Origin of the sequence: Escherichia sp. MOD1-EC5189 (genome assembly GCF_002966045.1) — a bacterium.
GTDB lineage: Bacteria > Pseudomonadota > Gammaproteobacteria > Enterobacterales > Enterobacteriaceae > Escherichia > Escherichia coli_F.
Map to the genome: position 1 here is coordinate 19,223 of NZ_PTRX01000006.1, position 23,764 is coordinate 42,986.

The 23,764-nt window shown below is 48.7% G+C and carries 22 protein-coding genes and 1 other RNA gene; 11 read left to right on the plus strand and 12 right to left on the minus strand.

The window, feature by feature from the left end; translation table 11 throughout:
• Positions 1–318: 318 nt before the first annotated feature.
• The 6 genes from nagA to kbaZ are packed head-to-tail and all read right to left on the minus strand — an operon-like array spanning position 319 to position 5,335.
• Entirely contained in the window at positions 319–1,452 is a 1,134-nt protein-coding gene (gene nagA, locus ATB02_RS06570; protein WP_105271278.1) for an N-acetylglucosamine-6-phosphate deacetylase, read from the minus strand.
• Positions 1,449–1,883 carry a PTS galactosamine/N-acetylgalactosamine transporter subunit IIA gene (gene agaF / locus ATB02_RS06575; protein WP_032303830.1) on the minus strand — a complete coding sequence of 145 codons (435 nt, stop codon included), beginning with the start codon at positions 1,881–1,883 and terminating at the stop codon, positions 1,449–1,451. The genes nagA and agaF overlap by 4 nt, the downstream gene beginning before the upstream one ends.
• A gap of 17 nt (positions 1,884–1,900) precedes the next feature.
• Positions 1,901–2,779 carry a PTS N-acetylgalactosamine transporter subunit IID gene (gene agaE, locus ATB02_RS06580; protein WP_001295548.1) on the minus strand — a complete coding sequence of 293 codons (879 nt, stop codon included), beginning with the start codon at positions 2,777–2,779 and terminating at the stop codon, positions 1,901–1,903.
• Positions 2,769–3,548 carry a PTS N-acetylgalactosamine transporter subunit IIC gene (gene agaW, locus ATB02_RS06585; protein WP_000406214.1) on the minus strand — a complete coding sequence of 260 codons (780 nt, stop codon included), beginning with the start codon at positions 3,546–3,548 and terminating at the stop codon, positions 2,769–2,771. The genes agaE and agaW overlap by 11 nt, the downstream gene beginning before the upstream one ends.
• A 10-nt stretch (positions 3,549–3,558) precedes the next feature.
• Positions 3,559–4,032, minus strand: coding sequence for a PTS N-acetylgalactosamine transporter subunit IIB (gene agaV / locus ATB02_RS06590; protein WP_032303829.1), 474 nt, complete (start codon positions 4,030–4,032; stop codon positions 3,559–3,561).
• 22 nt (positions 4,033–4,054) lie between these two features.
• Positions 4,055–5,335, minus strand: coding sequence for a tagatose-bisphosphate aldolase subunit KbaZ (kbaZ, locus tag ATB02_RS06595; protein WP_105271279.1), 1,281 nt, complete (start codon positions 5,333–5,335; stop codon positions 4,055–4,057).
• A 247-nt stretch (positions 5,336–5,582) separates the two neighbouring features.
• Between kbaZ and agaR the strand changes: the two genes are divergently transcribed.
• Positions 5,583–6,392: an aga operon transcriptional regulator AgaR gene (gene agaR, locus ATB02_RS06605; protein ID WP_000072187.1), complete on the plus strand. Its 810-nt coding sequence runs from the start codon at positions 5,583–5,585 to the stop codon at positions 6,390–6,392.
• A gap of 54 nt (positions 6,393–6,446) precedes the next feature.
• On the opposite strand, the gene yhaV is transcribed toward agaR, so the two are convergent.
• The 3 genes from yhaV to garD form a co-directional block, all read right to left on the minus strand.
• Positions 6,447–6,911 (minus strand): type II toxin-antitoxin system ribonuclease toxin YhaV, encoded by a 465-nt coding sequence (gene yhaV, locus ATB02_RS06610; protein WP_000347270.1) that lies wholly within the window; start codon positions 6,909–6,911, stop codon positions 6,447–6,449.
• Positions 6,911–7,246 (minus strand): type II toxin-antitoxin system antitoxin PrlF, encoded by a 336-nt coding sequence (gene prlF / locus ATB02_RS06615; protein ID WP_015953962.1) that lies wholly within the window; start codon positions 7,244–7,246, stop codon positions 6,911–6,913. The genes yhaV and prlF overlap by 1 nt, the downstream gene beginning before the upstream one ends.
• A gap of 148 nt (positions 7,247–7,394) precedes the next feature.
• Positions 7,395–8,966 (minus strand): galactarate dehydratase, encoded by a 1,572-nt coding sequence (gene garD / locus ATB02_RS06620; RefSeq protein WP_001273763.1) that lies wholly within the window; start codon positions 8,964–8,966, stop codon positions 7,395–7,397.
• 374 nt (positions 8,967–9,340) lie between these two features.
• On the opposite strand from garD, the gene garP reads away from it, so the two are divergent.
• From garP to rnpB, 5 genes are all read left to right on the plus strand, one after another.
• Entirely contained in the window at positions 9,341–10,675 is a 1,335-nt protein-coding gene (gene garP, locus ATB02_RS06625) for a galactarate/glucarate/glycerate transporter GarP (protein WP_000599651.1), read from the plus strand.
• 15 nt (positions 10,676–10,690) lie between these two features.
• Positions 10,691–11,461, plus strand: coding sequence for a 2-dehydro-3-deoxyglucarate aldolase (gene garL / locus ATB02_RS06630; RefSeq protein ID WP_001058227.1), 771 nt, complete (start codon positions 10,691–10,693; stop codon positions 11,459–11,461).
• A gap of 29 nt (positions 11,462–11,490) precedes the next feature.
• Positions 11,491–12,381 carry a 2-hydroxy-3-oxopropionate reductase gene (garR, locus tag ATB02_RS06635; protein WP_088541784.1) on the plus strand — a complete coding sequence of 297 codons (891 nt, stop codon included), beginning with the start codon at positions 11,491–11,493 and terminating at the stop codon, positions 12,379–12,381.
• 96 nt (positions 12,382–12,477) lie between these two features.
• Positions 12,478–13,623 carry a glycerate 2-kinase gene (garK, locus tag ATB02_RS06640; protein ID WP_001352915.1) on the plus strand — a complete coding sequence of 382 codons (1,146 nt, stop codon included), beginning with the start codon at positions 12,478–12,480 and terminating at the stop codon, positions 13,621–13,623.
• Positions 13,624–13,655: 32 nt separating this feature from the next.
• Positions 13,656–14,032: RNase P RNA component class A (gene rnpB / locus ATB02_RS06645), an RNA gene on the plus strand.
• Between the two features lie 272 nt (positions 14,033–14,304).
• Here the strand turns inward: rnpB and ATB02_RS06650 are convergent.
• The 3 genes from ATB02_RS06650 to tdcR all read right to left on the minus strand — a co-directional run bounded on the left by ATB02_RS06650 (position 14,305) and on the right by tdcR (position 16,510).
• Complete coding sequence (locus ATB02_RS06650) at positions 14,305–15,474, minus strand: hypothetical protein (RefSeq protein ID WP_105271280.1); 1,170 nt, start codon at positions 15,472–15,474, stop codon at positions 14,305–14,307.
• A gap of 21 nt (positions 15,475–15,495) precedes the next feature.
• The gene (locus tag ATB02_RS06655; RefSeq protein WP_001352916.1) at positions 15,496–16,035 is read right to left on the minus strand and encodes a hypothetical protein; all 540 of its coding nucleotides are present in this window, start codon (positions 16,033–16,035) and stop codon (positions 15,496–15,498) included.
• A 238-nt stretch (positions 16,036–16,273) separates the two neighbouring features.
• The gene (gene tdcR, locus ATB02_RS06660; RefSeq protein ID WP_050009867.1) at positions 16,274–16,510 is read right to left on the minus strand and encodes a transcriptional activator TdcR; all 237 of its coding nucleotides are present in this window, start codon (positions 16,508–16,510) and stop codon (positions 16,274–16,276) included.
• 314 nt (positions 16,511–16,824) lie between these two features.
• Between tdcR and tdcA the strand changes: the two genes are divergently transcribed.
• The 5 genes from tdcA (at position 16,825) to tdcE (ending at position 23,764) form a co-directional block, all read left to right on the plus strand.
• Positions 16,825–17,763 (plus strand): transcriptional regulator TdcA, encoded by a 939-nt coding sequence (tdcA, locus tag ATB02_RS06665; protein WP_000104211.1) that lies wholly within the window; start codon positions 16,825–16,827, stop codon positions 17,761–17,763.
• Positions 17,764–17,859: 96 nt separating this feature from the next.
• Entirely contained in the window at positions 17,860–18,849 is a 990-nt protein-coding gene (tdcB, locus tag ATB02_RS06675) for a bifunctional threonine ammonia-lyase/L-serine ammonia-lyase TdcB (protein WP_000548345.1), read from the plus strand.
• A gap of 21 nt (positions 18,850–18,870) precedes the next feature.
• On the plus strand, positions 18,871–20,202 hold the full coding sequence (tdcC, locus tag ATB02_RS06680; protein ID WP_000107721.1) for a threonine/serine transporter TdcC: 1,332 nt from the start codon (positions 18,871–18,873) through the stop codon (positions 20,200–20,202).
• A 25-nt stretch (positions 20,203–20,227) separates the two neighbouring features.
• Positions 20,228–21,436: a propionate kinase gene (tdcD, locus tag ATB02_RS06685; protein ID WP_105271281.1), complete on the plus strand. Its 1,209-nt coding sequence runs from the start codon at positions 20,228–20,230 to the stop codon at positions 21,434–21,436.
• A gap of 33 nt (positions 21,437–21,469) precedes the next feature.
• Entirely contained in the window at positions 21,470–23,764 is a 2,295-nt protein-coding gene (tdcE, locus tag ATB02_RS06690; protein ID WP_105271282.1) for a 2-ketobutyrate formate-lyase/pyruvate formate-lyase, read from the plus strand.

Consider the following 23,764-nt stretch of genomic DNA (forward strand, 5'->3'; position numbering starts at 1 on the left):
CGGCATTGCAGGCTTTGCTTGCCTTTCGTTTCATTTCACTTGGTGATTCGTTTCGTTGATTAAAATCTATAGAAAAGAAATCGAAAGTTCAATGGAGAAAAAAGAAATAAAACGAAATTTGTGATCATTGAAAGAAAAGACAAGGGAAGATTAAAGGATTGCGTGATGACGTCGCTATGTGTACCGATTGCTGGAAGCGGCGTACCGTAGAGCGGATAAGACGCGCCAGCGTCGCATTCGACACCACTGCACAGATTAAAACGAAAGAAAAAGAAAGGCCTTACGGGGGAAGTGAAGGCCCAATAAAGGAGCAAACCATCAAAACGAAGCTAATTGACCCTGAATCCAGATTTGTTGCACATGCAGTCCGCTATTCAGCGCAACGACGCTGGCGCGTTTGCCCGGTTTAAGTGATCCCAGAACACCATCAACACCCAGCATTCGCGCCGGATGCAGCGACGCCATATGGATGGCTTCCGCTGGCGTTACGCCCGTCAGCTCGACCATATTGCGAACAGCCGCATCAACAGACAGCGTACTGCCCGCCAGCCCACCGGACGCGGTACGGACAACGCCACCGCGCATCTGCACTTCTTCACCACATAACGTATAGTGACCATCCGGCATCCCGGCTGCCTGCATCGCGTCGGTGATCAGAACTATCCTCTCTTTCGCACAGCAACAACACAGTGACATCGCCGCCGGATGAACATGATGCCCATCGGCTATCAATTCCAGCCAGGCGCGCTTGTCCGTTAAACCCGCGCCAACCATTCCCGGTTCGCGGTGATGTAATCCTGTCATCCCGTTATAGCAATGCACCAGGCCGTCTGCGCCAGCATCAAATGCGGCGCGGGTTTGTTGCCAGGTTGCTGCGCTATGTCCCAGCATTACCCGCACGTTCTGCTGTTTAAGATGACGAATGGCTTGTAACGCGCCCGTTTTCTCTGGTGCCAGCGCCACCATGCGCAAGGTATGCCGTGAAACAGCAATCAATTGATCCAGCTCGGCAATTTCAAGTTCGCGAAACAGCTCCGGCGGATGTGCGCCTTTATTCTGCGGCGTGAAGTACGGCCCTTCGAGATAACTCCCCAGCACTTGCGCACCAGGTCCACCGCGCTGGCAGCGTAGAGCAATACGTTCCAGCGCCGCATGAATGGTATTAAGCGGCGCGGTTACGGTAGTCGGCAACCAACTGCCGACACCTTCCCGTGCCTTGTGCATTGCCAGCTTGTCGAGCACATCCGGCGCGTCATCCATAACATCAACGCCCGCACCACCGTGTACATGGGTATCGATATAAGCGGGGCAGAGCAGTTCCGCATCGCGTTCAGCCACGCCCACTGGAATCGGTTCGATTGCTGCAATTACACCGTCAGCAATATGCAACTGATGATCATCAAGCCAGCCCTCCTCAGTCAGCAGTCTTCTGGCGCGAAGAACGTGTGTCATATTCCTTCCTCGACCGGACATTCTTCATGGCAGCGGCCTAATTCATCCACCAGACTGGTCAGCCCACGGTGTCCACACTCCAGCGCCTGTACACGGAATTCTTCACCGCTTAACCCTTCGCGCTCCAGCACCATTTCCAGTAACAGTTGCAAATTGGTGCCGGTGATCACTTCATAGCCCGGTTTTTGCATCGCCAGCGTTGAAGCCACGCGAAACGGTGTGCCGCCCAGCAAATCTGTCAGAAAAACAATGCCGTCTTCACAATCCAGTTGGGCGATGGCCTCTTCAAGCTGCGATGTAAGCAGCGCGGTGCTTGAGGTTTCCGGAAAATCGATGGCGATAAACTGCGATTGCTCACCGAGAATTTGCTTCATTGCTTTTTCCATGCCGCTGGCAAATCCGCCATGCCCTGTCAAAATAATACTTAACATCTAATACCTCATTGTATTTAAAGGAAATGGCAGAATTTACCGACGATGCCGAGAACCACGGTCACTGCAATCAGGCGCAGCGGACTCCAGCCGCGGCGTACCAGCCAGAACATGGTCAGGGTATAGACCAGCGGTAAGAAGGCAGGCATCAGTTTGTCGATAACGTCAGCCTGCAGCTTAACCACTGCGTCGCCCGCCGTGATTTCCAGCGTGGTGCTTAAACGAACATAGGTTGCCACCAGCGCGCCGATCACCGTCATCCCAACGATAGACGCTGCATGGCCGACTTTTTTGGTATTCGCTTTAATGAGTGGGATCGCCGCCACGCCCATGCGGTAAGCATAATGCGCCAGACCAAAACGCAGCCCCAGGTGTACCACGTTAAACAGCACAATAAACACGACTGCGCCAAGAATGGAGCCTTGCAATGCCAGACTGGCACCAATCCCGCCACAAATCGGCAGTAACGTTAGCCAGAACATCGCATCGCCAATCCCGCCGAGCGGCGCACCGACGGCAATTTTGGTGCTCTGAATACTGTTAACGTCCTGCTTAGAACGCTCCATCGCGAGGATAATGCCAATAACAAACGTCACCAGAAACGGATGGGTATTGAAGAAACCCATATGCCCCTTCATGGCGCGCGCCAGGTCGCGTTTATTAGTGTGGATCTTTTTCAGAGCAGGCAGCAGACCGTACAACCAGCCGGAAGCCTGCATACGCTCGTAGTTAAAAGACGCTTGTAACAGCATGGAACGCCAGGCGACGCGGTTGATATCTTTTTTTGTTAGCTCCGCGCCAATGCTCTGATCTTCGTATACGTTTTCATTGACGCCTGTCAGTAGTGTCTCTTCATTTTCGCTGACGTTCGGCAGGGTGGTTTGATTAGATGCCATCTTCAAATTCCTCTTTCTGTGCCGCAGGTTGAGTCGGTTCAGGAGATTTACGCAGCAGGTCGATCAGCGCCATCGCCAGCGCGGCGGCAGCAATAGCCAGCACCGGTAACTTGAGCCAGGCTGCGGCAACGAAGCCCAGGATGAAGTAGGGGATATAGACGTTTTTCATCATGATTTTCAGCAGCACGGCAAAACCGATTGCTGGCATGATGCCGCCCGCGACGCCAAGGCCGTCGATTAACCGTTGTGGCAGGACATCAATGATGGTTTTTGCATGTTCCGCGCCGAAATAGATAGGCAGGAAAGCGCAGAGAAAATAGAACGTGCCGAGTGCCAGCAATGCCAGATAGTTCACGCGTTCAATGCCGCGAGTATCGGCGTTCTCCGCCATCCGGTCGCAGCGGGACATCACGCCAGACATCACCGAGAACAGGAAGGTAATCCCCATCTGTACTGCGACAGCGAAAGGTACGGCGACACCGACCGCGACATCCGGTTTCACGCCAGTAGTAATGGCAAACGCCGTGCCGACGATAGTTCCGATAATCACGTTAGGCGGCTGTGCGCCCGCCAGCGGTGCCAGCCCCATCCACACCAGTTCCAGCGTACCGCCGGTTAAAATACCGGTATGCAGATCGCCAAGCACCAACCCAACTAACGGGCCGAGGACCACCGGGCGGTGCATATGGGTCAAGCCGTTAAACATATCCAGGCCAGCGATAAAGGCGATAATGCCCAACGCAAATGCCTGCAACAGACTGATTTCCATAATGAATCCCTCAAAGTAATTTAAAGAGGTCCACAGCAGGTTCTGTCGGAACGCCCTGAACGAAGCATTCCACCCCAGCGGCTTTCAGGTCGTTAAATGCCGCGATATCGCTCGCATCCACAGAAACCGTTTTGGCAATTTGCTGCTTGCCATTGGCATAGTGCATGTTGCCAACGTTAATGCGACTCACCGGGACCCCACCTTTAACCAGCGTCAGGAAATCGGCAGGTGTTTTACAAACCAGCAGAATTTTCTGCCGATCGGCGGCGCGGTGGATGTTGTCGATCACTTTTTGCAGCGTCCAGAAACGTACGGCGATCCCTTCAGCCAGTACCATTTCCATCAGGTTTTGTTGTACCGGATCTTCGGCAACCTCATCATTGGCTACTAGCACCAGATTTGCCCCCGCAAATCCGACCCACTGAACGCCGACCTGACCGTGAATCAAGCGTTCATCAATCCGGCTTAAAACAATATTTGGCATAGCGTGTTCCTCTTTGTTTTGGTTATTGGCCTTCACAGGCTGTGTGGTACTGCGCCAGGATGTCCTGAATATGGTTGATAATGAGTTCCCGTGGCGTTGGCTGCAGCTCGCCGGAGCGAACTTTCACGTACTGCAGCGGCAGATACTGACTGATGAGCGGTAGCGGAATCGGTGAATCCGCCAGATTACGAACCAGATGGGCGAAAGCGTCATCAATCTGGCTGTCCGGCCAGTAGTAGCGCACGCGATCCGAGTAGCTATAACCACGCGCCAGGCGACGTGCGTTGCCGTCACCGTGGTAGTGGCTTTGCCAGTATTCCGGGCGGTCGAGCATCACGTTTTCCAGTACCTGACGCAGACCGGAACAGGCTTTCGCTGGCACCAGTTCTTCTTCAATCGCTGCCAGTGAAAACAGAGCTTCACGCAGGGCGAAGGTCAGCGCCGGTCCAACTTTCAGAATGGCAAAGTGGTCAATAACCAACTGACGTAACGAGTGCGGCGTTTGATAATCCGTAGAGTGAGCTTCGAAAATCAGCGTTTCGTATCTTTCGACCATCTGGCTTAAGGCGGTCGCTTTGGTGGGCTGATAATCAATAACGTTGGTGTGATCGAATTCGACGCCTGGCTGAACTACCAGCGCAATGATGCGCGGCCAGATGGCGTTCAGCCCCTGCTTTTCAAAGGCGTGACGATGGGCTTCCAGCGTGGCGCGGGCAGCATCTGGCGTAGTGACCGCCAGTTCGCTTAAGGTTTCATGTGCGCCGCCAGGTACCGGCACTTCGGTACCAATGACATACACCAGATCGGCTTCGCCAAAATGTTCACGGCAGGTTTCTTCCGCCACTTTCGCTAGGCGGGCGGCACGTTCGGCAACGATGCCATCGGTTAAGGGAACCGGATCGTCCTGACAGGACATGCTGCAATCAAGGTGAATTTTTTTGAATCCCGCCGTGACGTAGCTTTTAATCAAATCATCAGCATTGGCCATCGCCTGAACGGCAGACAGTTTTTGCCAGCGGTTTGGCCCCAGATGGTCGCCACCCAAAATCAACGCGTCCTGTGGGAAATTCAGCGACTCAGCAAGCTGGCAAACAAAGCCGCGAAAATCGGCGGGCGTCATTCCGGTATAACCGCCGAACTGGTCCACCTGATTGGATGTTGCTTCAATCAGTAATGGCGTTTGGTTAGCGCAGGCGTAGCGGATTGCGGCTTCCAGCACCAGCGGGTGCGCGGAACAAACGGCATAAATCCCATTTGTTTTGCCCTCTTTGTGCCGTCTCACCATTTCTGTCAGATGTTTCACTTTCCTCTCCAGTTCAGATTACTGCAACTTTAATCTTTCGTTTTGTTTCAATTGATACTGCGTCATGGTGAGATAAAAATAAAACGAAAGATAATAGTTTTCTGATCTGATTCACAAAAGAAACATAATGAAAGTCTCTGAAACGAGGGTAGCTTGCGGCAGGGGCAATGTGGGCTTGCATTTACTTAATAGAAAGGCGTTAATAGGCAAAACGAAATGAAACGAAAGTTTTACGAAAGGACTTACTATGAGTAATACCGACGCTTCAGGCGAGAAGCGAGTGACAGGCACCAGTGAGCGACGAGAGCAGATCATTCAACGCCTGCGCCAGCAAGGAAGTGTGCAGGTTAATGATCTATCGGCATTGTATGGCGTATCTACTGTGACTATCCGCAACGATCTGGCGTTTCTTGAAAAACAGGGGATCGCTGTGCGTGCCTATGGTGGCGCATTGATCTGCGATAGCACGACGCCATCAGTCGAACCATCGGTGGAAGATAAAAGTGCGCTCAACACGGCGATGAAACGCAGCGTTGCGAAAGCTGCCGTTGAGCTGATTCAGCCGGGTCATCGCGTGATCCTCGACTCCGGGACCACCACCTTTGAGATTGCCCGTCTGATGCGCAAGCACACCGACGTGATTGCAATGACCAACGGTATGAACGTGGCCAATGCCTTGCTGGAAGCGGAAGGCGTTGAGCTGCTGATGACCGGCGGGCATCTGCGGCGTCAGTCACAATCTTTTTATGGCGATCAGGCTGAACAATCGCTGCAAAATTACCACTTCGACATGCTGTTTCTCGGGGTAGATGCTATTGATCTGGAGCGCGGCGTCAGCACGCATAATGAAGATGAAGCTCGTTTAAATCGCCGGATGTGCGAAGTTGCGGAACGGATCATCGTGGTCACCGATTCCAGTAAGTTCAACCGTTCCAGTTTACATAAGATCATTGATACTCAACGTATCGACATGATCATTGTTGATGAAGGCATTCCTGCGGATAGTCTGGAAGGCCTGCGAAAGGCTGGGGTTGAAGTGATTCTGGTCGGGGAGTGAGAAAGGGTGCCCGCTGGTCAACACGAATGCGTTCGGCGGGCATTGTGAATATTATCAATGGGCTTCTTCTGTCTCTCGGGTGAGGGTTTCCCAGTCGGCAGGAGGATGTCCTCTTTTTAACATTTTGCTGAATACGGTATAGGCATCTGTTTTTTTACCGTAGGTGCGCAGAGTGTTTTCATCGTTCATCCATCCCAGAATGATGACTTTCTCTTTTTCGCTGTAACGAAAGAAGAGACGATAACGACCAGCACCAAATTTTACCCGTGACCAGTCTTTATTTTTCCCAGAGCCTAACGACTTGCCATGACGGAATGCCGGTGATGATGGATTGACCGTGATATGCTCCTCAATCACTTTATGGACTACCGCCAATAACTTTGTGGCGGCTTTTCTCTGATAATTTTCAGGATCTTTTCCCTTTAATGTCTCGACTTCGGCAACTAAAGCGTCGTAGGTTTCCTGAAAACAGGGATGAGCATATAGCGCCCAACCATTAACCCTTTGTGGAAAATCCATTATTCGTCGTCGCCAATCTCATCATCAATGTTGACGTCCATGCCAGCGACAAGTTTCTTTCCTTGTTGAATGTCGAATGGACGAGTTTTTTGCGGGTTGTTCTGGATATCTGCATCCAGAAAACGCAAAAATGCATTCATAGTAGGATCCTCCTGTTCATCTCCCAATCGGCACATAAATACTTGCCCACCAGGCAGAATTTCGTAATGAATGCTGTCCAGGCCTGGCTTCAGTTTTAAGGCCTCACGCACTGGCGCGGGGATAGTTGTTTGTCCGCGTATCGTGACCTTTGATTCAGTGGTCAGTACAGCGTTAGAGCGAGCATTAGCGGGCATTATTCACTGTCCTTTTACAGCCTGTTTTCTGCTCAAATTATAAGCTTGAACTACGGTAATGCAAATGCATTATTAATGGATGTGGGGACTTTAAACAATAAAAACATGGCACTAAGGCCATGTTTTGCGAGGCGCTTTCCAGAAAAGATCAGGTCACAGGTGCCGGGTTAAACACTGCCAGTTGGTTATGCAATCCCCATTGATCTGAGAAGGTTTTCTTCTTCCCGCTGGCGACGTCGAGAATAAAGTGGAACAACTTCCAGCCCACCTCTTCAATGGTTTCTTCGCCGGTGGCGATGGTGCCTGCGTTGATATCCATTAAGTCAAACCAACGGTTTGCCAGTTCGGTGCGGGTCGCCATTTTAATGACGGGTACTGCCATCAGGCCATACGGCGTACCGCGACCGGTCGTAAACACTTGCACGGTAATCCCTGAAGCCACCTGTTGTGTGCCACAGACAAAATCGCTGGCTGGCGTCGCGGCGTAAATTAATCCGCGTTTAGTCGGGCGTTGACCGGGCGACAGCACTTCAACAATTGCACTTTTACCCGATTTAGCAATGGAGCCGAGTGCCTTCTCCACTACGTTTGCCAGACCGCCTTTCTTGTTGCCCGGAGAAGGGTTGGCGCTGCGGTCGGTTTTTCCCATATTGAGATAGTTATCGTACCACTCCATCTCTTCCAGCAGACGTTTGCCGACCTCTTCGTTCACTGCGCGCGGCGTCAGCAGATGGATCGCGTCACGCACTTCCGTTACTTCCGAGAACATCACCGTTGCACCGCAGCGCACCAGTAGATCAGATGCATAACCCACGGCCGGATTTGCCGTTACACCAGAAAACGCATCGCTGCCACCGCACTGCATGCCGACAACCAGTTCTGAAGCCGGACAGGTTTCTCGCTGACGTTGATTCAGTTTTTGTAGATGGCGTTCGGCGACCTGCAAAATATCCTCGACCATGGACTGAAAACCGACATGCTTTTCATCCTGCAAACTGACAATGCTGGCGCTTTCTACTGGAATAGCTTGCACATCATCCGTTCCAGTCAGCAGGCGTTCAGGCTGCAACTTTTCACAACCCAGACCAATCACCATTACTTCGCCGCCAAAGTTAGGGTTCAGCGAAATATTGTGAATGGTACGAATAGGCACAACTGCCGCCGGTGCGTTAATCGCCACGCCACAACCGTACAAATGATTCAGCCCCACCACGCCATCGACATTCGGGTATTTCGGTAGCAGATCGCGTTCAATGATTTTTACTACATAGTCCACCACGCCTGCCACACAGTGGACGCTGGTGGTGATGCCGAGCAGGTTTTTGGTGCCCACGCTGCCATCAGCATTGCGATAGCCCTCAAAGGTGTATCCTTCCAGCGGCGGTAAGGGTTCCGGGACTTTGGTTGCCAGTGGCAGCGTGTGTAACGGCGGCGCTTCCGGTAGTACAACCATTGATTCGTCGATCCAGCTTCCGCGTGGGATTGCGCGCACGGCGTAACCAATCACTTCGCCATAACGAATAATTTCACCATTAGCCGGAATGTCCAGCAATGCGACTTTATGCCCCTGGGGAATATGTTCAATTAATTCCAGCCCATCCGGAAAACGCGTTCCTGCTTTCAGGCCATTATCATTAACAATAATTGCCACATTATCTGTGTCGTGAACTTTTATATAAAACGCAGTTGGCGTTTCTTGTCTGATTTCGATGTTGGCCATTGTGCAATATTCTCCAGCCAGGGATTATTAAAATGAGGACCTGGTCTCATTTAAAAATAAATGACTTCATTGGGTGAAATAAGAATGTCAGGAGTTTAAACGCAGAAATGTGATCAATGTCAATCATTTCAGGGATTGCAGTGCCGCCCGGCAGGGTAAAGCGCAAATCTGTGCTTTAGCGCGCAACCTTATGTGCATATGCTCAAAATAATATTTAAATAGTAATAATTAAATTAGCATTTGCACAATGATTATTATTCTCTCGCTGCTTATACTAATTCCTGAGTTCATTGTCGTAACGGCATAAATAAAACTCATAAATAACACCTTCCCCATAATAATAAAAATCAGCATAAGTACCCGAGGTAAATAAAATGATTCTGGACACCGTTGACGTAAAAAAGAAAGGCGTGCATACCCGCTATTTAATATTACTGATTATTTTTATTGTTACCGCCGTTAACTACGCCGATCGTGCAACGCTGTCTATTGCTGGTACCGAAGTGGCAAAAGAGTTGCAGTTAAGTGCGGTTTCGATGGGTTATATCTTTTCTGCTTTTGGCTGGGCCTACTTGCTGATGCAAATCCCCGGCGGCTGGCTGCTTGATAAGTTTGGCTCGAAAAAAGTTTACACCTACAGCCTCTTTTTCTGGTCGCTATTCACCTTCCTGCAAGGCTTTGTTGATATGTTCCCGCTGGCCTGGGCAGGGATCTCCATGTTCTTTATGCGCTTTATGCTCGGCTTCTCGGAAGCGCCATCATTCCCGGCGAACGCCCGTATTGTCGCCGCCTGGTTCCCGACGAAAGAACGTGGTACTGCCTCCGCCATCTTTAACTCGGCGCAATATTTCTCGCTGGCGCTCTTTTCGCCTCTGCTTGGCTGGCTGACTTTCGCCTGGGGATGGGAGCACGTCTTTACCGTTATGGGGGTGATTGGTTTTGTGCTGACGGCGCTGTGGATCAAGTTGATTCATAACCCGACAGATCACCCACGTATGTCTGCGGAAGAGCTGAAGTTTATATCTGAAAATGGCGCGGTGGTCGATATGGACCACAAAAAGCCGGGCAGCGCGGCAGCAAGCGGTCCCAAACTGCATTACATCAAGCAATTGCTCTCTAACCGCATGATGTTGGGCGTATTTTTCGGACAATATTTTATCAACACCATCACCTGGTTCTTCCTCACCTGGTTCCCGATTTATCTGGTGCAGGAAAAAGGCATGTCGATTCTGAAAGTGGGTCTGGTCGCCTCGATTCCGGCACTGTGTGGTTTTGCGGGCGGCGTGCTGGGAGGTGTCTTCTCGGATTATCTGATCAAACGCGGTTTGTCCCTGACCCTGGCACGTAAGCTACCGATTGTGCTGGGAATGTTGCTGGCTTCCACCATCATCTTATGTAACTACACCAACAACACCACGCTGGTGGTCATGCTGATGGCGCTGGCTTTTTTTGGCAAAGGATTTGGTGCTCTGGGCTGGCCGGTGATTTCTGACACCGCGCCGAAAGAGATTGTTGGCCTCTGCGGCGGCGTCTTTAACGTCTTTGGAAATGTTGCCTCCATTGTCACTCCACTGGTGATTGGCTACCTGGTGAGTGAACTGCACTCCTTCAATGCGGCACTGGTCTTCGTGGGATGTTCGGCGCTGATGGCGATGGTCTGCTACCTCTTCGTAGTTGGCGACATTAAACGTATGGAATTGCAGAAATAAGCAAAGGTATAAGCGATGAATAACGATGTTTTCCCGAATAAATTCAAAGCCGCACTGGCTGCGAAACAGGTACAAATTGGTTGCTGGTCAGCACTCTCTAACCCGATTAGCACTGAAGTTCTTGGTTTGGCTGGGTTTGACTGGCTGGTGCTGGATGGCGAACATGCGCCAAACGATATCTCCACGTTTATTCCGCAGTTAATGGCCCTGAAAGGCAGCGCCAGCGCGCCAGTAGTGCGAGTGCCGACCAACGAGCCGGTAATTATAAAGCGTCTTCTGGATATCGGTTTCTATAACTTCCTGATTCCTTTTGTAGAAACAAAAGAGGAAGCAGAGCAGGCGGTGGCATCAACCCGTTACCCACCGGAAGGCATTCGCGGCGTCTCCGTTTCTCACCGCGCCAATATGTTTGGCACCGTGGCGGATTATTTCGCTCAGTCGAACAAGAACATCACCATTCTGGTCCAGATAGAAAGTCAGCAGGGCGTAGATAACGTCGATGCCATTGCCGCTACCGAAGGTGTAGACGGTATCTTCGTCGGCCCCAGCGATCTGGCTGCGGCATTAGGCCATCTCGGCAATGCCTCGCACCCGGATGTACAAAAAGCAATCCAGCATATTTTTAACCGTGCCAGTGCGCACGGCAAACCCAGCGGTATCCTCGCGCCGGTCGAAGCCGATGCGCGTCGTTATCTGGAATGGGGCGCGACGTTTGTGGCTGTCGGCAGCGATCTCGGCGTCTTCCGCTCTGCCACTCAGAAACTGGCTGATACCTTTAAAAAATAACCACCACCGCAACAAGAGAGATGATTGATATGACTATGAAAGTTGGTTTTATTGGCCTGGGGATTATGGGTAAACCAATGAGTAAAAACCTTCTGAAAGCAGGTTACTCGCTGGTGGTTGCTGACCGTAACCCAGAAGCTATTGCTGACGTGATTGCTGCAGGTGCAGAAACAGCTTCTACGGCTAAAGCGATCGCTGAACAGTGCGACGTCATCATAACCATGCTGCCAAACTCCCCTCATGTGAAAGAGGTGGCGCTGGGTGAGAATGGCGTTATTGAAGGCGCGAAGCCTGGTACGGTATTGATCGATATGAGTTCTATTGCACCGCTGGCAAGCCGTGAAATAAGCGAAGCGCTGAAAGCGAAAGGCATTGATATGCTGGACGCCCCGGTGAGCGGCGGTGAACCGAAAGCCATCGACGGTACGCTGTCAGTGATGGTGGGCGGCGACAAGGCTATTTTCGACAAATACTATGATTTGATGAAAGCGATGGCGGGTTCCGTGGTGCATACCGGGGAAATCGGTGCAGGTAACGTCACCAAACTGGCAAATCAGGTCATTGTGGCGCTGAATATTGCCGCGATGTCAGAAGCGTTAACGCTGGCAACCAAAGCGGGCGTTAACCCGGATCTGGTGTATCAGGCAATTCGCGGTGGACTGGCGGGCAGTACCGTGCTGGATGCCAAAGCGCCGATGGTGATGGACCGCAACTTCAAGCCGGGCTTCCGTATTGATCTGCATATTAAGGATCTGGCAAATGCGCTGGATACTTCCCACGGCGTCGGCGCGCAACTGCCGCTCACAGCTGCGGTTATGGAGATGATGCAGGCACTGCGTGCCGATGGTTTAGGAACGGCGGATCATAGCGCCCTGGCGTGCTACTACGAAAAACTGGCGAAAGTCGAAGTTACTCGCTAATGACGTCGTGCCCGGATGGCGTATTGCAATCCGGGCCTGGAATCCAGGCCGAATAAGAGAAACGCCCTCCGGCGTCATGTGGTAACAGGCATAGGTATGAAAATCGTAATCGCCCCAGACTCTTATAAAGAAAGTTTATCTGCCAGCGAGGTTGCGCAGGCGATAGAAAAAGGATTTCGGGAAATTTTTCCTGATGCACAGTATGTTTCCGTTCCGGTTGCCGACGGTGGTGAAGGAACGGTGGAAGCCATGATTGCAGCCACCCAGGGGGCTGAACGTCACGCCTGGGTTACAGGGCCGCTGGGCGAGAAAGTGAATGCCAGTTGGGGGATCTCCGGCGATGGCAAAACCGCGTTTATCGAAATGGCGGCGGCCAGTGGGCTGGAACTGGTACCTGCGGAAAAACGCGATCCACTTGTGACCACTTCACGCGGTACTGGCGAGTTAATCCTGCAGGCGCTGGAGAGCGGCGCGACAAACATTATTATCGGCATTGGCGGCAGCGCCACCAACGACGGCGGCGCAGGCATGGTGCAGGCGCTGGGGGCGAAATTATGCGATGCCAACGGCAATGAAATTGGTTTTGGCGGCGGTAGCCTTAATACTCTGAATGATATTGATATTTCCGGCCTCGATCCGCGCTTAAAAGATTGTGCTATTCGCGTCGCTTGTGATGTCACCAATCCGCTGGTGGGCGATAACGGCGCATCGCGCATCTTTGGCCCACAAAAGGGAGCCAGTGAAGCGATGATTGTCGAGCTGGACAATAACCTCTCTCACTATGCCGATGTCATTAAAAAAGCGCTGCATGTTGATGTGAAAGATGTCCCCGGCGCAGGAGCTGCGGGCGGTATGGGCGCGGCGCTGATGGCGTTTCTTGGTGCGGAACTGAAAAGTGGTATTGAAATCGTCACGACGGCGCTGAATCTGGAGGAACATATTCACGATTGTACGCTGGTGATCACCGGTGAAGGGCGTATTGACAGCCAGAGTATACACGGCAAGGTTCCGATTGGCGTCGCAAACGTGGCGAAAAAGTACCATAAACCGGTGATTGGCATTGCGGGTAGCCTGACCAATGATGTTGGCGTTGTACATCAGCATGGCATTGATGCGGTCTTCAGCGTATTGACCAGTATTGGTACGTTGGACGAAGCATTCCGCGGGGCTTATGACAATATTTACCGTGCTTCACGTAATATCGCCGCGACACTGGCGATTGGAATGCGCAACGCGGGGTGACAAGGGCGCGCAAACCCTCTATACTGCGCGCCGAAGCTGACCAGACAGTCGCCGCTTCGTCGTCGTCCTCTTCGGGGGAGACGGGCGGAGGGGAGGAAAGTCCGGGCTCCATAGGGCAGGGTGCCAGGTAACGCCTGGGGGGGAAACCCACGACCAGTGCAACAGAGAGCAAACCGCCGATGGCCCGTGCAAGCGGGATCAGGTAAGGGTGAAAGGGTGCGGTAAGAGCGCACCGCGCGGCTGGTAACAGTCCGTGGCACGGTAAACTCCACCCGGAGCAAGGCCAAATAGGGGTTCATAAGGTACGGCCCGTACTGAACCCGGGTAGGCTGCTTGAGCCAGTGAGCGATTGCTGGCCTAGATGAATGACTGTCCACGACAGAACCCGGCTTATCGGTCAGTTTCACCTATTTTAACGAAAACCCGCCAGCGTAAACTGGCGGGTTTTTGCTTTTGAGGAGGGTGGTCGGAAAGATGAATGTCTTATCTGGCCTACAAAACAACGAAAATTCAATATATTGCACAGAGGCAATGTAGGCCTGATAAGCGTAGCGCCTCAGGCAATTTTGTGTTTATCATCAGTCTCGAACCTGCTTCGGCAAGCTTTTACTTTTGGTGCAGACGGAAAGATGAACGAATATCTAAGCTATTAATAATAGACTTTGCAAGAAATCATTACATTTATATTTCATTTAAAAGATCGTAATCATACGTATATTCTTTGATAATAAAACGACACTCGTTGAAGCTAAATTCATCGTCTGAAAAGGAATTGTCAACAGAATCTCTCTCTTCCTCTAGGCTATTATCTGAAAGCAAGTCGTTTGAGTTAGTGTAATCTAGGTTGTAATCGACAGTATAATTAATTTCTGGATCGGTTTGGTAATCATTTTTTTTGACGCAATCATATTCTTCAATAATTTTGTCGATATAATCATATGCTTTTTCTAATGAGAAGTTTTTCATCTCTGGTAATTTAACTTTGCTCAAATAATTATTAATTTTTGAGGAGTTTTTATATATGCTTTTTGTTAATTCTTTTTCTAATTTGTCTGTTATATTTGCTGTTGGTATGGATTTTATAATCGCATATCTCATGATTTTTAATTGATCTTCGGTTAAATCTCCAAGCTCATTTAAACAACTTTCGACAAAGTTGATTTTTTCTCTGGAATAATCATCGCTGATACTTGTTAACGCTGGGGTGATTTTTAATAAAGAATTCCATGAGATAGTACCATTGTGTGTCGAACGCATAAAATTTATATTGTACATATTGGTTTTAGTAAACTTTGTTGCAAACAATGTAAAGGGATCTAAAGTCGCGTAAGCCATATGTTTATTTGAAAAATCATAACCAGTTAAATCGACGTTATGCAAGTCCAGATAGGATAAATCTATTACGTCGCCTGCTCCAGAGCTAAAGATTACATTTAATCTTCTGATTTCATTGTAAATTTCCTCTAATGAACAATTTGTGTTCATGATGTCTGCTGAAATTTTTATGTTATTTAACGGTTCACAAATTATAAGCTTGCAGGTATTGTCTGATCGTTGCGTTATTTGGGCATTATAACCTAAAAAGTCTATGCGAAGAGACGAGTTATTATAAAGTATTACATTTTTTAAGTATGCTAATTCTTGTTGAAAATCACCATCGATAATACATGTTCCACCAGGTTGCAACGCGCAGATTAACGTGAGCATTTGATTAGAAGTCTGTTTTAGTTTTACTACACCTGGTGCTAGTGCTTTGAGGTCATTTATTATGGGGGGTTCAGGAATGTCATTCATTTTTATACGTACTAAATCATTACCTAAGTCATTACCTATTGATGAAACCGGGAACATTATTTTATCCTTTTTAAATAATCAATGAGAATCATGATTAAAATGATCTGGTGAAAAAAAGAGAATTTGCCAACAATCTGAAACATTGTCAGTTTTATTAAAATGATTAAATTCCGTTAAGATAACTTCTTTTTGCGTGAACTTTGCGCAAAACTTAAAAATTGTCTCCTTGATACACTCCAAATCTTTTCTATTGATGGCTGAACAAGTACATTTTTCGCCAAAAGGTGAAAATGTGCCTACATCTAAAGTTTGTATTATATAATCATCATTTACTCCTGTAGAAATATCTATGATGAATGGACTTCTATTTTCCGGTTGGATTCGGATCATTACAGAAGAAACATCACCTTTATAGACATTCAATGCAGTAATCGCAGATAATATTCTCCGCAATTCATTGCTTATGCTGTAAATTTCATTAACGTCATTTGTCGATATAATCTCGGCAAATTTTATTTTTACCTTCCAATAATCAATGTTTCTATTATAAGTGTTAACAGTTTCGTACATTGGTGGTATCGAAGGGGGTAAAAAATGTGAAACCGAATAACCTTTCATTGATGCCTGCCTTGTCATCATGACAAACAATAATCAATGCTTATTTTCCTTGCACGGTTCGCTCACAACTATCAAAAAACGCTCAATTACCCGGCATTACAGTCAACGAAGCAAAATTCTGTGGTCTACAACGATGTAAAGCACAACGAAAATCCTCCTTGTTCTCTTATTCTGATCGTATAGCGATGAACATCAATTATTCGTTTTGTGATCCTCAACACAAAATGCTATTTAGTAACTATGGTGACAGTAGAAACGAGGGGAAACGATTGCATTCACAAAATGACGTCCTGTAAGAAGGGTGAAAGTTGATGTTAATCAATTGTTCGAGATGATCAATATCTGTATTCGAAATTTTAAAACATTGATAAAATAAATGTTTGCCCTCCAACAAATAGCGAGAAAAAATGTGACGTGCCGCATTATTTATCGCTGAAAATGATTTATTTATAATAAAATTTGATAACTTGCTCATAAAATTTAACTCAAAATTTGCCTGGTAATTATCCGCTAATTGCTTGAAATATGGTCGCAGCTGCTTTTTTTTATTAACCACATAACGAATGATGTTATCGCCATAAAATATGGTTATCCCTGTCATTTTTTTTGACAAAAATCAGGGTTTATGCTGATTTATATACTTTAACTTATTGATATATAAAAGCATTTAATTGATACAGTGATATCCAGAAAAGTATTGAAAGTTAATTTGTGAGTGGTCGCACATATCCTGTTCATTTCATTTTGATACACTTCATGCCGTCAATGAGGTTATTAACGTAGGTAGTTATGAGCACTATTCTTCTTCCGAAAACGCAGCATCTGGTAGTCTTTCAGGAAGTCATTAGAAGTGGCTCTATCGGCTCGGCTGCAAAAGAATTAGGGTTAACTCAACCCGCCGTCAGTAAAATCATTAACGATATTGAAGACTATTTTGGTGTGGAATTAGTGGTGCGGAAAAATACCGGTGTAACATTAACACCTGCCGGTCAATTGTTACTCTCCCGTTCCGAATCCATTACCCGTGAAATGAAAAATATGGTTAATGAGATAAGCGGTATGTCTTCTGAGGCGGTGGTGGAAGTCTCATTCGGTTTTCCTTCATTGATTGGTTTTACTTTTATGTCCGGGATGATCAACAAGTTCAAAGAGGTGTTTCCGAAAGCGCAGGTTTCTATGTATGAAGCGCAACTGTCTTCGTTCTTACCGGCAATCCGCGACGGTCGACTGGATTTTGCGATTGGTACGTTAAGTGCAGAAATGAAGCTTCAGGATTTACATGTTGAGCCGCTGTTCGAGTCCGAGTTTGTGTTGGTAGCCAGTAAGTCCCGAACATGCACCGGCACCACCACGCTGGAGTCGTTGAAGAACGAACAGTGGGTGTTGCCACAAACCAATATGGGGTACTACAGCGAGCTGCTCACCACGTTACAAAGAAATGGCATCAGTATTGAAAACATCGTTAAAACCGACTCAGTCGTGACAATTTATAATCTTGTTCTCAATGCTGATTTCTTAACTGTAATTCCTTGTGATATGACTTCACCTTTTGGTTCTAATCAATTTATTACTATTCCGGTTGAAGAAACATTACCTGTGGCACAATATGCCGCGGTATGGTCGAAAAATTATCGTATTAAAAAAGCAGCATCGGTTTTGGTGGAATTAGCCAAAGAGTATTCATCTTATAATGGGTGTAGACGAAGGCAATTAATAGAAGTTGGTTAGTTATTTTTTTATTTAAACATAAATAATCCACCTGTCTGTTTTGCAGGTGTCGGTTACGGTTACCTACATATTTAATTCAGGCTAAGAGGTTTTATAATGCATATTACATACGATCTCCCGGTTGCTATTGATGACATCATTGAAGCAAAACAACGACTGGCTGGGCGAATTTATAAAACAGGCATGCCTCGCTCCAACTATTTTAGTGAACGTTGCAAAGGTGAAATATTCCTCAAATTCGAAAACATGCAGCGTACCGGTTCATTTAAAATTCGTGGCGCATTTAATAAATTAAGTTCACTGACCGATGCGGAAAAACGTAAAGGTGTAGTGGCCTGCTCTGCGGGCAACCATGCGCAAGGGGTTTCGCTCTCCTGCGCGATGCTGGGTATCGACGGTAAAGTGGTGATGCCAAAAGGCGCGCCGAAATCCAAAGTAGCGGCAACGTGCGACTACTCCGCTGAAGTTGTTTTGCATGGTGATAACTTCAACGACACTATCGCTAAAGTGAGCGAAATTGTCGAAATGGAAGGCCGTATTTTTATCCCACCTTATGATGATCCGAAAGTGATTGCCGGTCAGGGAACGATTGGTCTGGAAATTATGGAAGATCTCTATGATGTCGATAACGTGATTGTGCCAATTGGCGGTGGCGGTTTAATTGCTGGTATTGCGGTAGCGATTAAATCAATTAACCCGACTATTCGTGTTATTGGTGTACAGTCAGAAAACGTTCACGGCATGGCGGCTTCTTTCCACTCCGGAGAAATAACCACGCACCGAACTACCGGCACCCTGGCGGATGGTTGTGATGTCGCCCGCCCGGGTAATTTAACTTACGAAATCGTTCGTGAATTAGTCGATGACATCGTGCTGGTCAGCGAAGACGAAATCAGAAACAGTATGATTGCCTTAATTCAGCGCAATAAAGTCGTCACCGAAGGCGCAGGCGCTCTGGCATGTGCTGCATTATTAAGCGGTAAATTAGACCAATATATTCAAAACAGAAAAACCGTCAGTATTATTTCCGGCGGCAATATCGATCTTTCTCGCGTCTCTCAAATCACCGGTTTCGTTGACGCTTAATTAATTCGTTGAGGATAGGATATGAGTACTTCAGATAGCATTGTATCCAGCCAGACAAAACAATCGTCCTGGCGTAAATCAGATACCACATGGACGTTAGGCTTGTTTGGTACGGCAATCGGCGCCGGGGTGCTGTTCTTCCCTATCCGCGCAGGTTTTGGCGGACTGATCCCGATTCTTCTGATGTTGGTATTGGCATACCCCATCGCATTTTATTGCCACCGGGCGCTGGCGCGTCTGTGTCTTTCTGGCTCTAACCCTTCCGGCAACATTACGGAAACGGTGGAAGAGCATTTTGGTAAAACTGGCGGCGTGGTTATCACGTTCCTGTACTTCTTCGCGATTTGCCCACTGCTGTGGATTTATGGCGTTACTATTACCAATACCTTTATGACGTTCTGGGAAAACCAGCTCGGCTTTGCACCGCTGAATCGCGGCTTTGTGGCGCTGTTCCTGTTGCTGCTGATGGCTTTCGTCATCTGGTTTGGTAAGGATCTGATGGTTAAAGTGATGAGCTACCTGGTATGGCCGTTTATCGCCAGCCTGGTGCTGATTTCTCTATCGCTGATCCCTTACTGGAACTCTGCAGTTATCGACCAGGTTGACCTCGGTTCGCTGTCGTTAACCGGCCATGACGGTATCCTGATAACTGTCTGGCTGGGGATTTCCATCATGGTTTTCTCCTTTAACTTCTCGCCAATCGTCTCTTCCTTCGTGGTTTCTAAACGTGAAGAGTATGAGAAAGATTTTGGTCGCGATTTCACCGAGCGTAAATGTTCACAAATCATCTCTCGCGCCAGTATGCTGATGGTTGCAGTGGTGATGTTCTTTGCCTTTAGCTGCCTGTTTACGCTGTCTCCGGCGAATATGGCTGAAGCGAAAGCGCAGAATATTCCAGTGCTTTCTTATCTGGCTAACCACTTTGCGTCCATGACCGGTACCAAAACAACGTTTGCGATTACACTGGAATATGCCGCTTCCATCATCGCACTCGTGGCTATTTTCAAATCTTTCTTCGGTCACTATCTGGGGACGCTGGAAGGTCTGAATGGTTTGATTCTGAAGTTCGGTTATAAAGGTGACAAAACCAAAGTGTCGCTGGGTAAACTGAATACTCTCAGCATGATTTTCATCATGGGCTCCACCTGGGTTGTTGCCTACGCCAACCCGAACATCCTCGACCTGATTGAAGCCATGGGCGCGCCGATTATCGCATCCCTGCTGTGCCTGTTGCCGATGTATGCCATCCGTAAAGCGCCGTCTCTGGCGAAATACCGTGGTCGTCTGGATAACGTGTTTGTTACCGTGATTGGTCTGCTGACCATCCTGAACATCGTATACAAACTGTTTTAATCCGTAACTCAGGATGAGAAAAGAGATGAATGAATTTCCGGTTGTTTTGGTTATTAACTGTGGTTCGTCTTCGATTAAGTTTTCCGTGCTCGATGCCAGCGACTGTGAAGTATTAATGTCAGGTATTGCCGACGGTATTAACTCGGAAAATGCATTCTTATCCGTAAATGGGGGTGAGCCAGCACCGCTGGCTCACCACAGCTACGAAGGTGCATTGAAGGCAATTGCATTTGAACTGGAAAAACGGAATTTAAATGACAGTGTGGCCTTAATCGGCCACCGTATCGCCCACGGCGGCAGTATTTTTACCGAGTCTGCCATTATCACCGATGAAGTCATTGATAATATCCGTCGCGTTTCTCCACTGGCACCCCTGCATAATTACGCCAATTTAAGTGGTATTGAATCGGCGCAGCAATTATTCCCGGGCGTAACTCAGGTGGCGGTATTTGATACCAGTTTCCACCAGACGATGGCGCCGGAAGCTTATTTATACGGCCTGCCGTGGAAATATTATGAAGAGTTAGGTGTACGCCGTTATGGTTTCCACGGCACGTCGCACCGCTACGTTTCCCAGCGCGCGCATTCTTTGCTGAATCTGGCGGAAGATGACTCCGGCCTGGTCGTGGCGCATCTTGGCAATGGCGCGTCAATCTGCGCAGTTCGCAACGGTCAGAGTGTTGACACTTCAATGGGAATGACGCCGCTGGAAGGCTTGATGATGGGTACCCGCAGTGGCGATGTCGACTTTGGGGCGATGTCCTGGGTCGCCAGTCAAACCAACCAGAGCCTGAGTGACCTGGAACGCGTAGTGAATAAAGAGTCGGGATTATTAGGTATTTCCGGTCTTTCTTCGGATTTACGTGTTCTGGAAAAAGCATGGCATGAAGGACATGAACGCGCGCAACTGGCAATTAAAACCTTTGTTCACCGAATTGCCCGTCATATTGCCGGACACGCAGCTTCATTACGTCGCCTGGATGGAATTATATTCACCGGCGGAATAGGAGAGAACTCAAGTTTAATTCGTCGTTTGGTCATGGAGCATTTGGCTGTATTAGGTGTAGAGATTGATACAGAAATGAATAACCGCTCTAACTCCTTTGGTGAGCGAATTGTTTCTAGTGAAAATGCGCGTGTCATTTGCGCCGTTATTCCGACTAACGAAGAAAAAATGATTGCTTTGGATGCCATTCATTTAGGCAAAGTGAACGCGCCCGCAGAATTTGCATAATTTAGTTGAAGTATTGTAGAGAGATTATTTTTCATGAAGGTAGATATTGATACCAGCGATAAGCTGTACGCCGACGCATGGCTTGGCTTTAAAGGTACGGACTGGAAAAACGAAATTAATGTCCGCGATTTTATTCAACATAACTATACACCGTATGAAGGTGATGAATCTTTTCTCGCCGAAGCGACGCCAGCCACCACGGAATTGTGGGAAAAAGTAATGGAAGGCATCCGTATCGAAAACGCGACTCACGCGCCATTGGATTTCGATACTAATATTGCCACCACCATTACCGCTCATGATGCGGGATATATTAACCAGCCGCTGGAAAAAATTGTTGGCCTGCAAACAGATGCACCATTAAAGCGCGCGCTGCATCCGTTCGGCGGTATTAATATGATTAAAAGTTCATTCCACGCATATGGCCGTGAAATGGACAGCGAATTTGAGTACATCTTTACCGATCTGCGTAAAACCCATAATCAGGGCGTATTTGATGCGTACTCACCGGATATGCTGCGCTGCCGTAAATCGGGTGTACTGACTGGTTTGCCAGACGGTTATGGTCGTGGGCGTATTATCGGTGACTACCGCCGCGTGGCGCTTTACGGCATCAGTTATCTGGTACGTGAACGCGAACTGCAATTTGCCGATCTCCAGTCTCGTCTGGAAAAAGGCGAAGATCTCGAAGCCACTATCCGTCTGCGTGAGGAGCTGGCGGAACATCGTCGTGCGCTGTTGCAGATTCAGGAAATGGCGGCGAAATACGGTTTTGATATCTCCCGTCCGGCGCAGAATGCGCAGGAAGCGGTGCAGTGGCTCTACTTCGCTTACCTGGCGGCAGTGAAATCACAGAACGGCGGCGCAATGTCTCTTGGCCGTACGGCATCGTTCCTCGATATCTACATTGAGCGCGACTTTAAAGCTGGCGTGCTCAATGAGCAGCAGGCACAAGAACTGATCGACCACTTCATTATGAAGATCCGTATGGTGCGCTTCCTGCGTACGCCGGAATTTGATTCGCTGTTCTCTGGCGACCCGATCTGGGCGACGGAAGTGATCGGTGGGATGGGGCTGGACGGTCGTACGCTGGTGACCAAAAACTCTTTCCGTTATCTGCACACCCTGCACACTATGGGGCCAGCACCGGAACCAAACCTGACCATTCTGTGGTCGGAAGAATTACCGATCGCCTTCAAAAAATATGCCGCGCAGGTGTCTATCGTCACCTCTTCCTTGCAGTATGAAAACGACGATCTGATGCGTACTGACTTCAACAGCGACGATTACGCGATTGCCTGCTGCGTTAGCCCGATGGTGATTGGTAAGCAAATGCAGTTCTTTGGTGCACGCGCTAACCTGGCGAAAACGCTGCTCTACGCAATTAACGGCGGGGTGGACGAGAAGCTGAAGATTCAGGTCGGCCCAAAAACAGCACCGCTGATGGACGACGTGTTGGACTACGACAAAGTGATGGACAGCCTCGACCACTTTATGGACTGGCTGGCGGTGCAGTACATCAGCGCGCTGAACATCATCCACTACATGCACGACAAGTACAGCTACGAAGCCTCGCTGATGGCGCTGCATGATCGTGATGTCTATCGCACTATGGCGTGTGGCATCGCGGGCCTGTCAGTGGCGACGGACTCCCTGTCTGCCATCAAATATGCCCGCGTGAAACCAATCCGTGACGAAAACGGCCTGGCGGTGGATTTCGAAATCGACGGTGAATATCCGCAGTACGGCAACAACGACGAGCGCGTAGACAGTATTGCCTGCGACCTGGTTGAACGTTTTATGAAGAAAATTAAAGCGCTGCCGACCTATCGCAACGCCGTCCCTACCCAGTCGATTCTGACTATCACTTCTAACGTGGTGTACGGGCAGAAAACCGGTAACACGCCGGACGGCCGTCGCGCCGGAACACCGTTCGCACCGGGCGCTAACCCGATGCACGGTCGTGACCGTAAAGGTGCCGTGGCCTCGCTGACGTCGGTGGCGAAACTGCCGTTCACTTACGCCAAAGACGGTATCTCGTACACCTTCTCAATTGTCCCGGCGGCGTTGGGCAAAGAAGATCCAGTACGTAAAACCAACCTTGTCGGCCTGCTGGATGGGTATTTCCACCACGAAGCGGATGTCGAAGGCGGTCAACACCTCAACGTCAACGTAATGAATCGGGAAATGCTGCTGGATGCCATCGAGCACCCGGAAAAATATCCTAACCTGACAATCCGTGTCTCTGGCTACGCCGTGCGCTTCAACGCACTGACCCGTGAACAGCAACAGGATGTTATTTCACGTACTTTTACCCAGGCGCTCTGA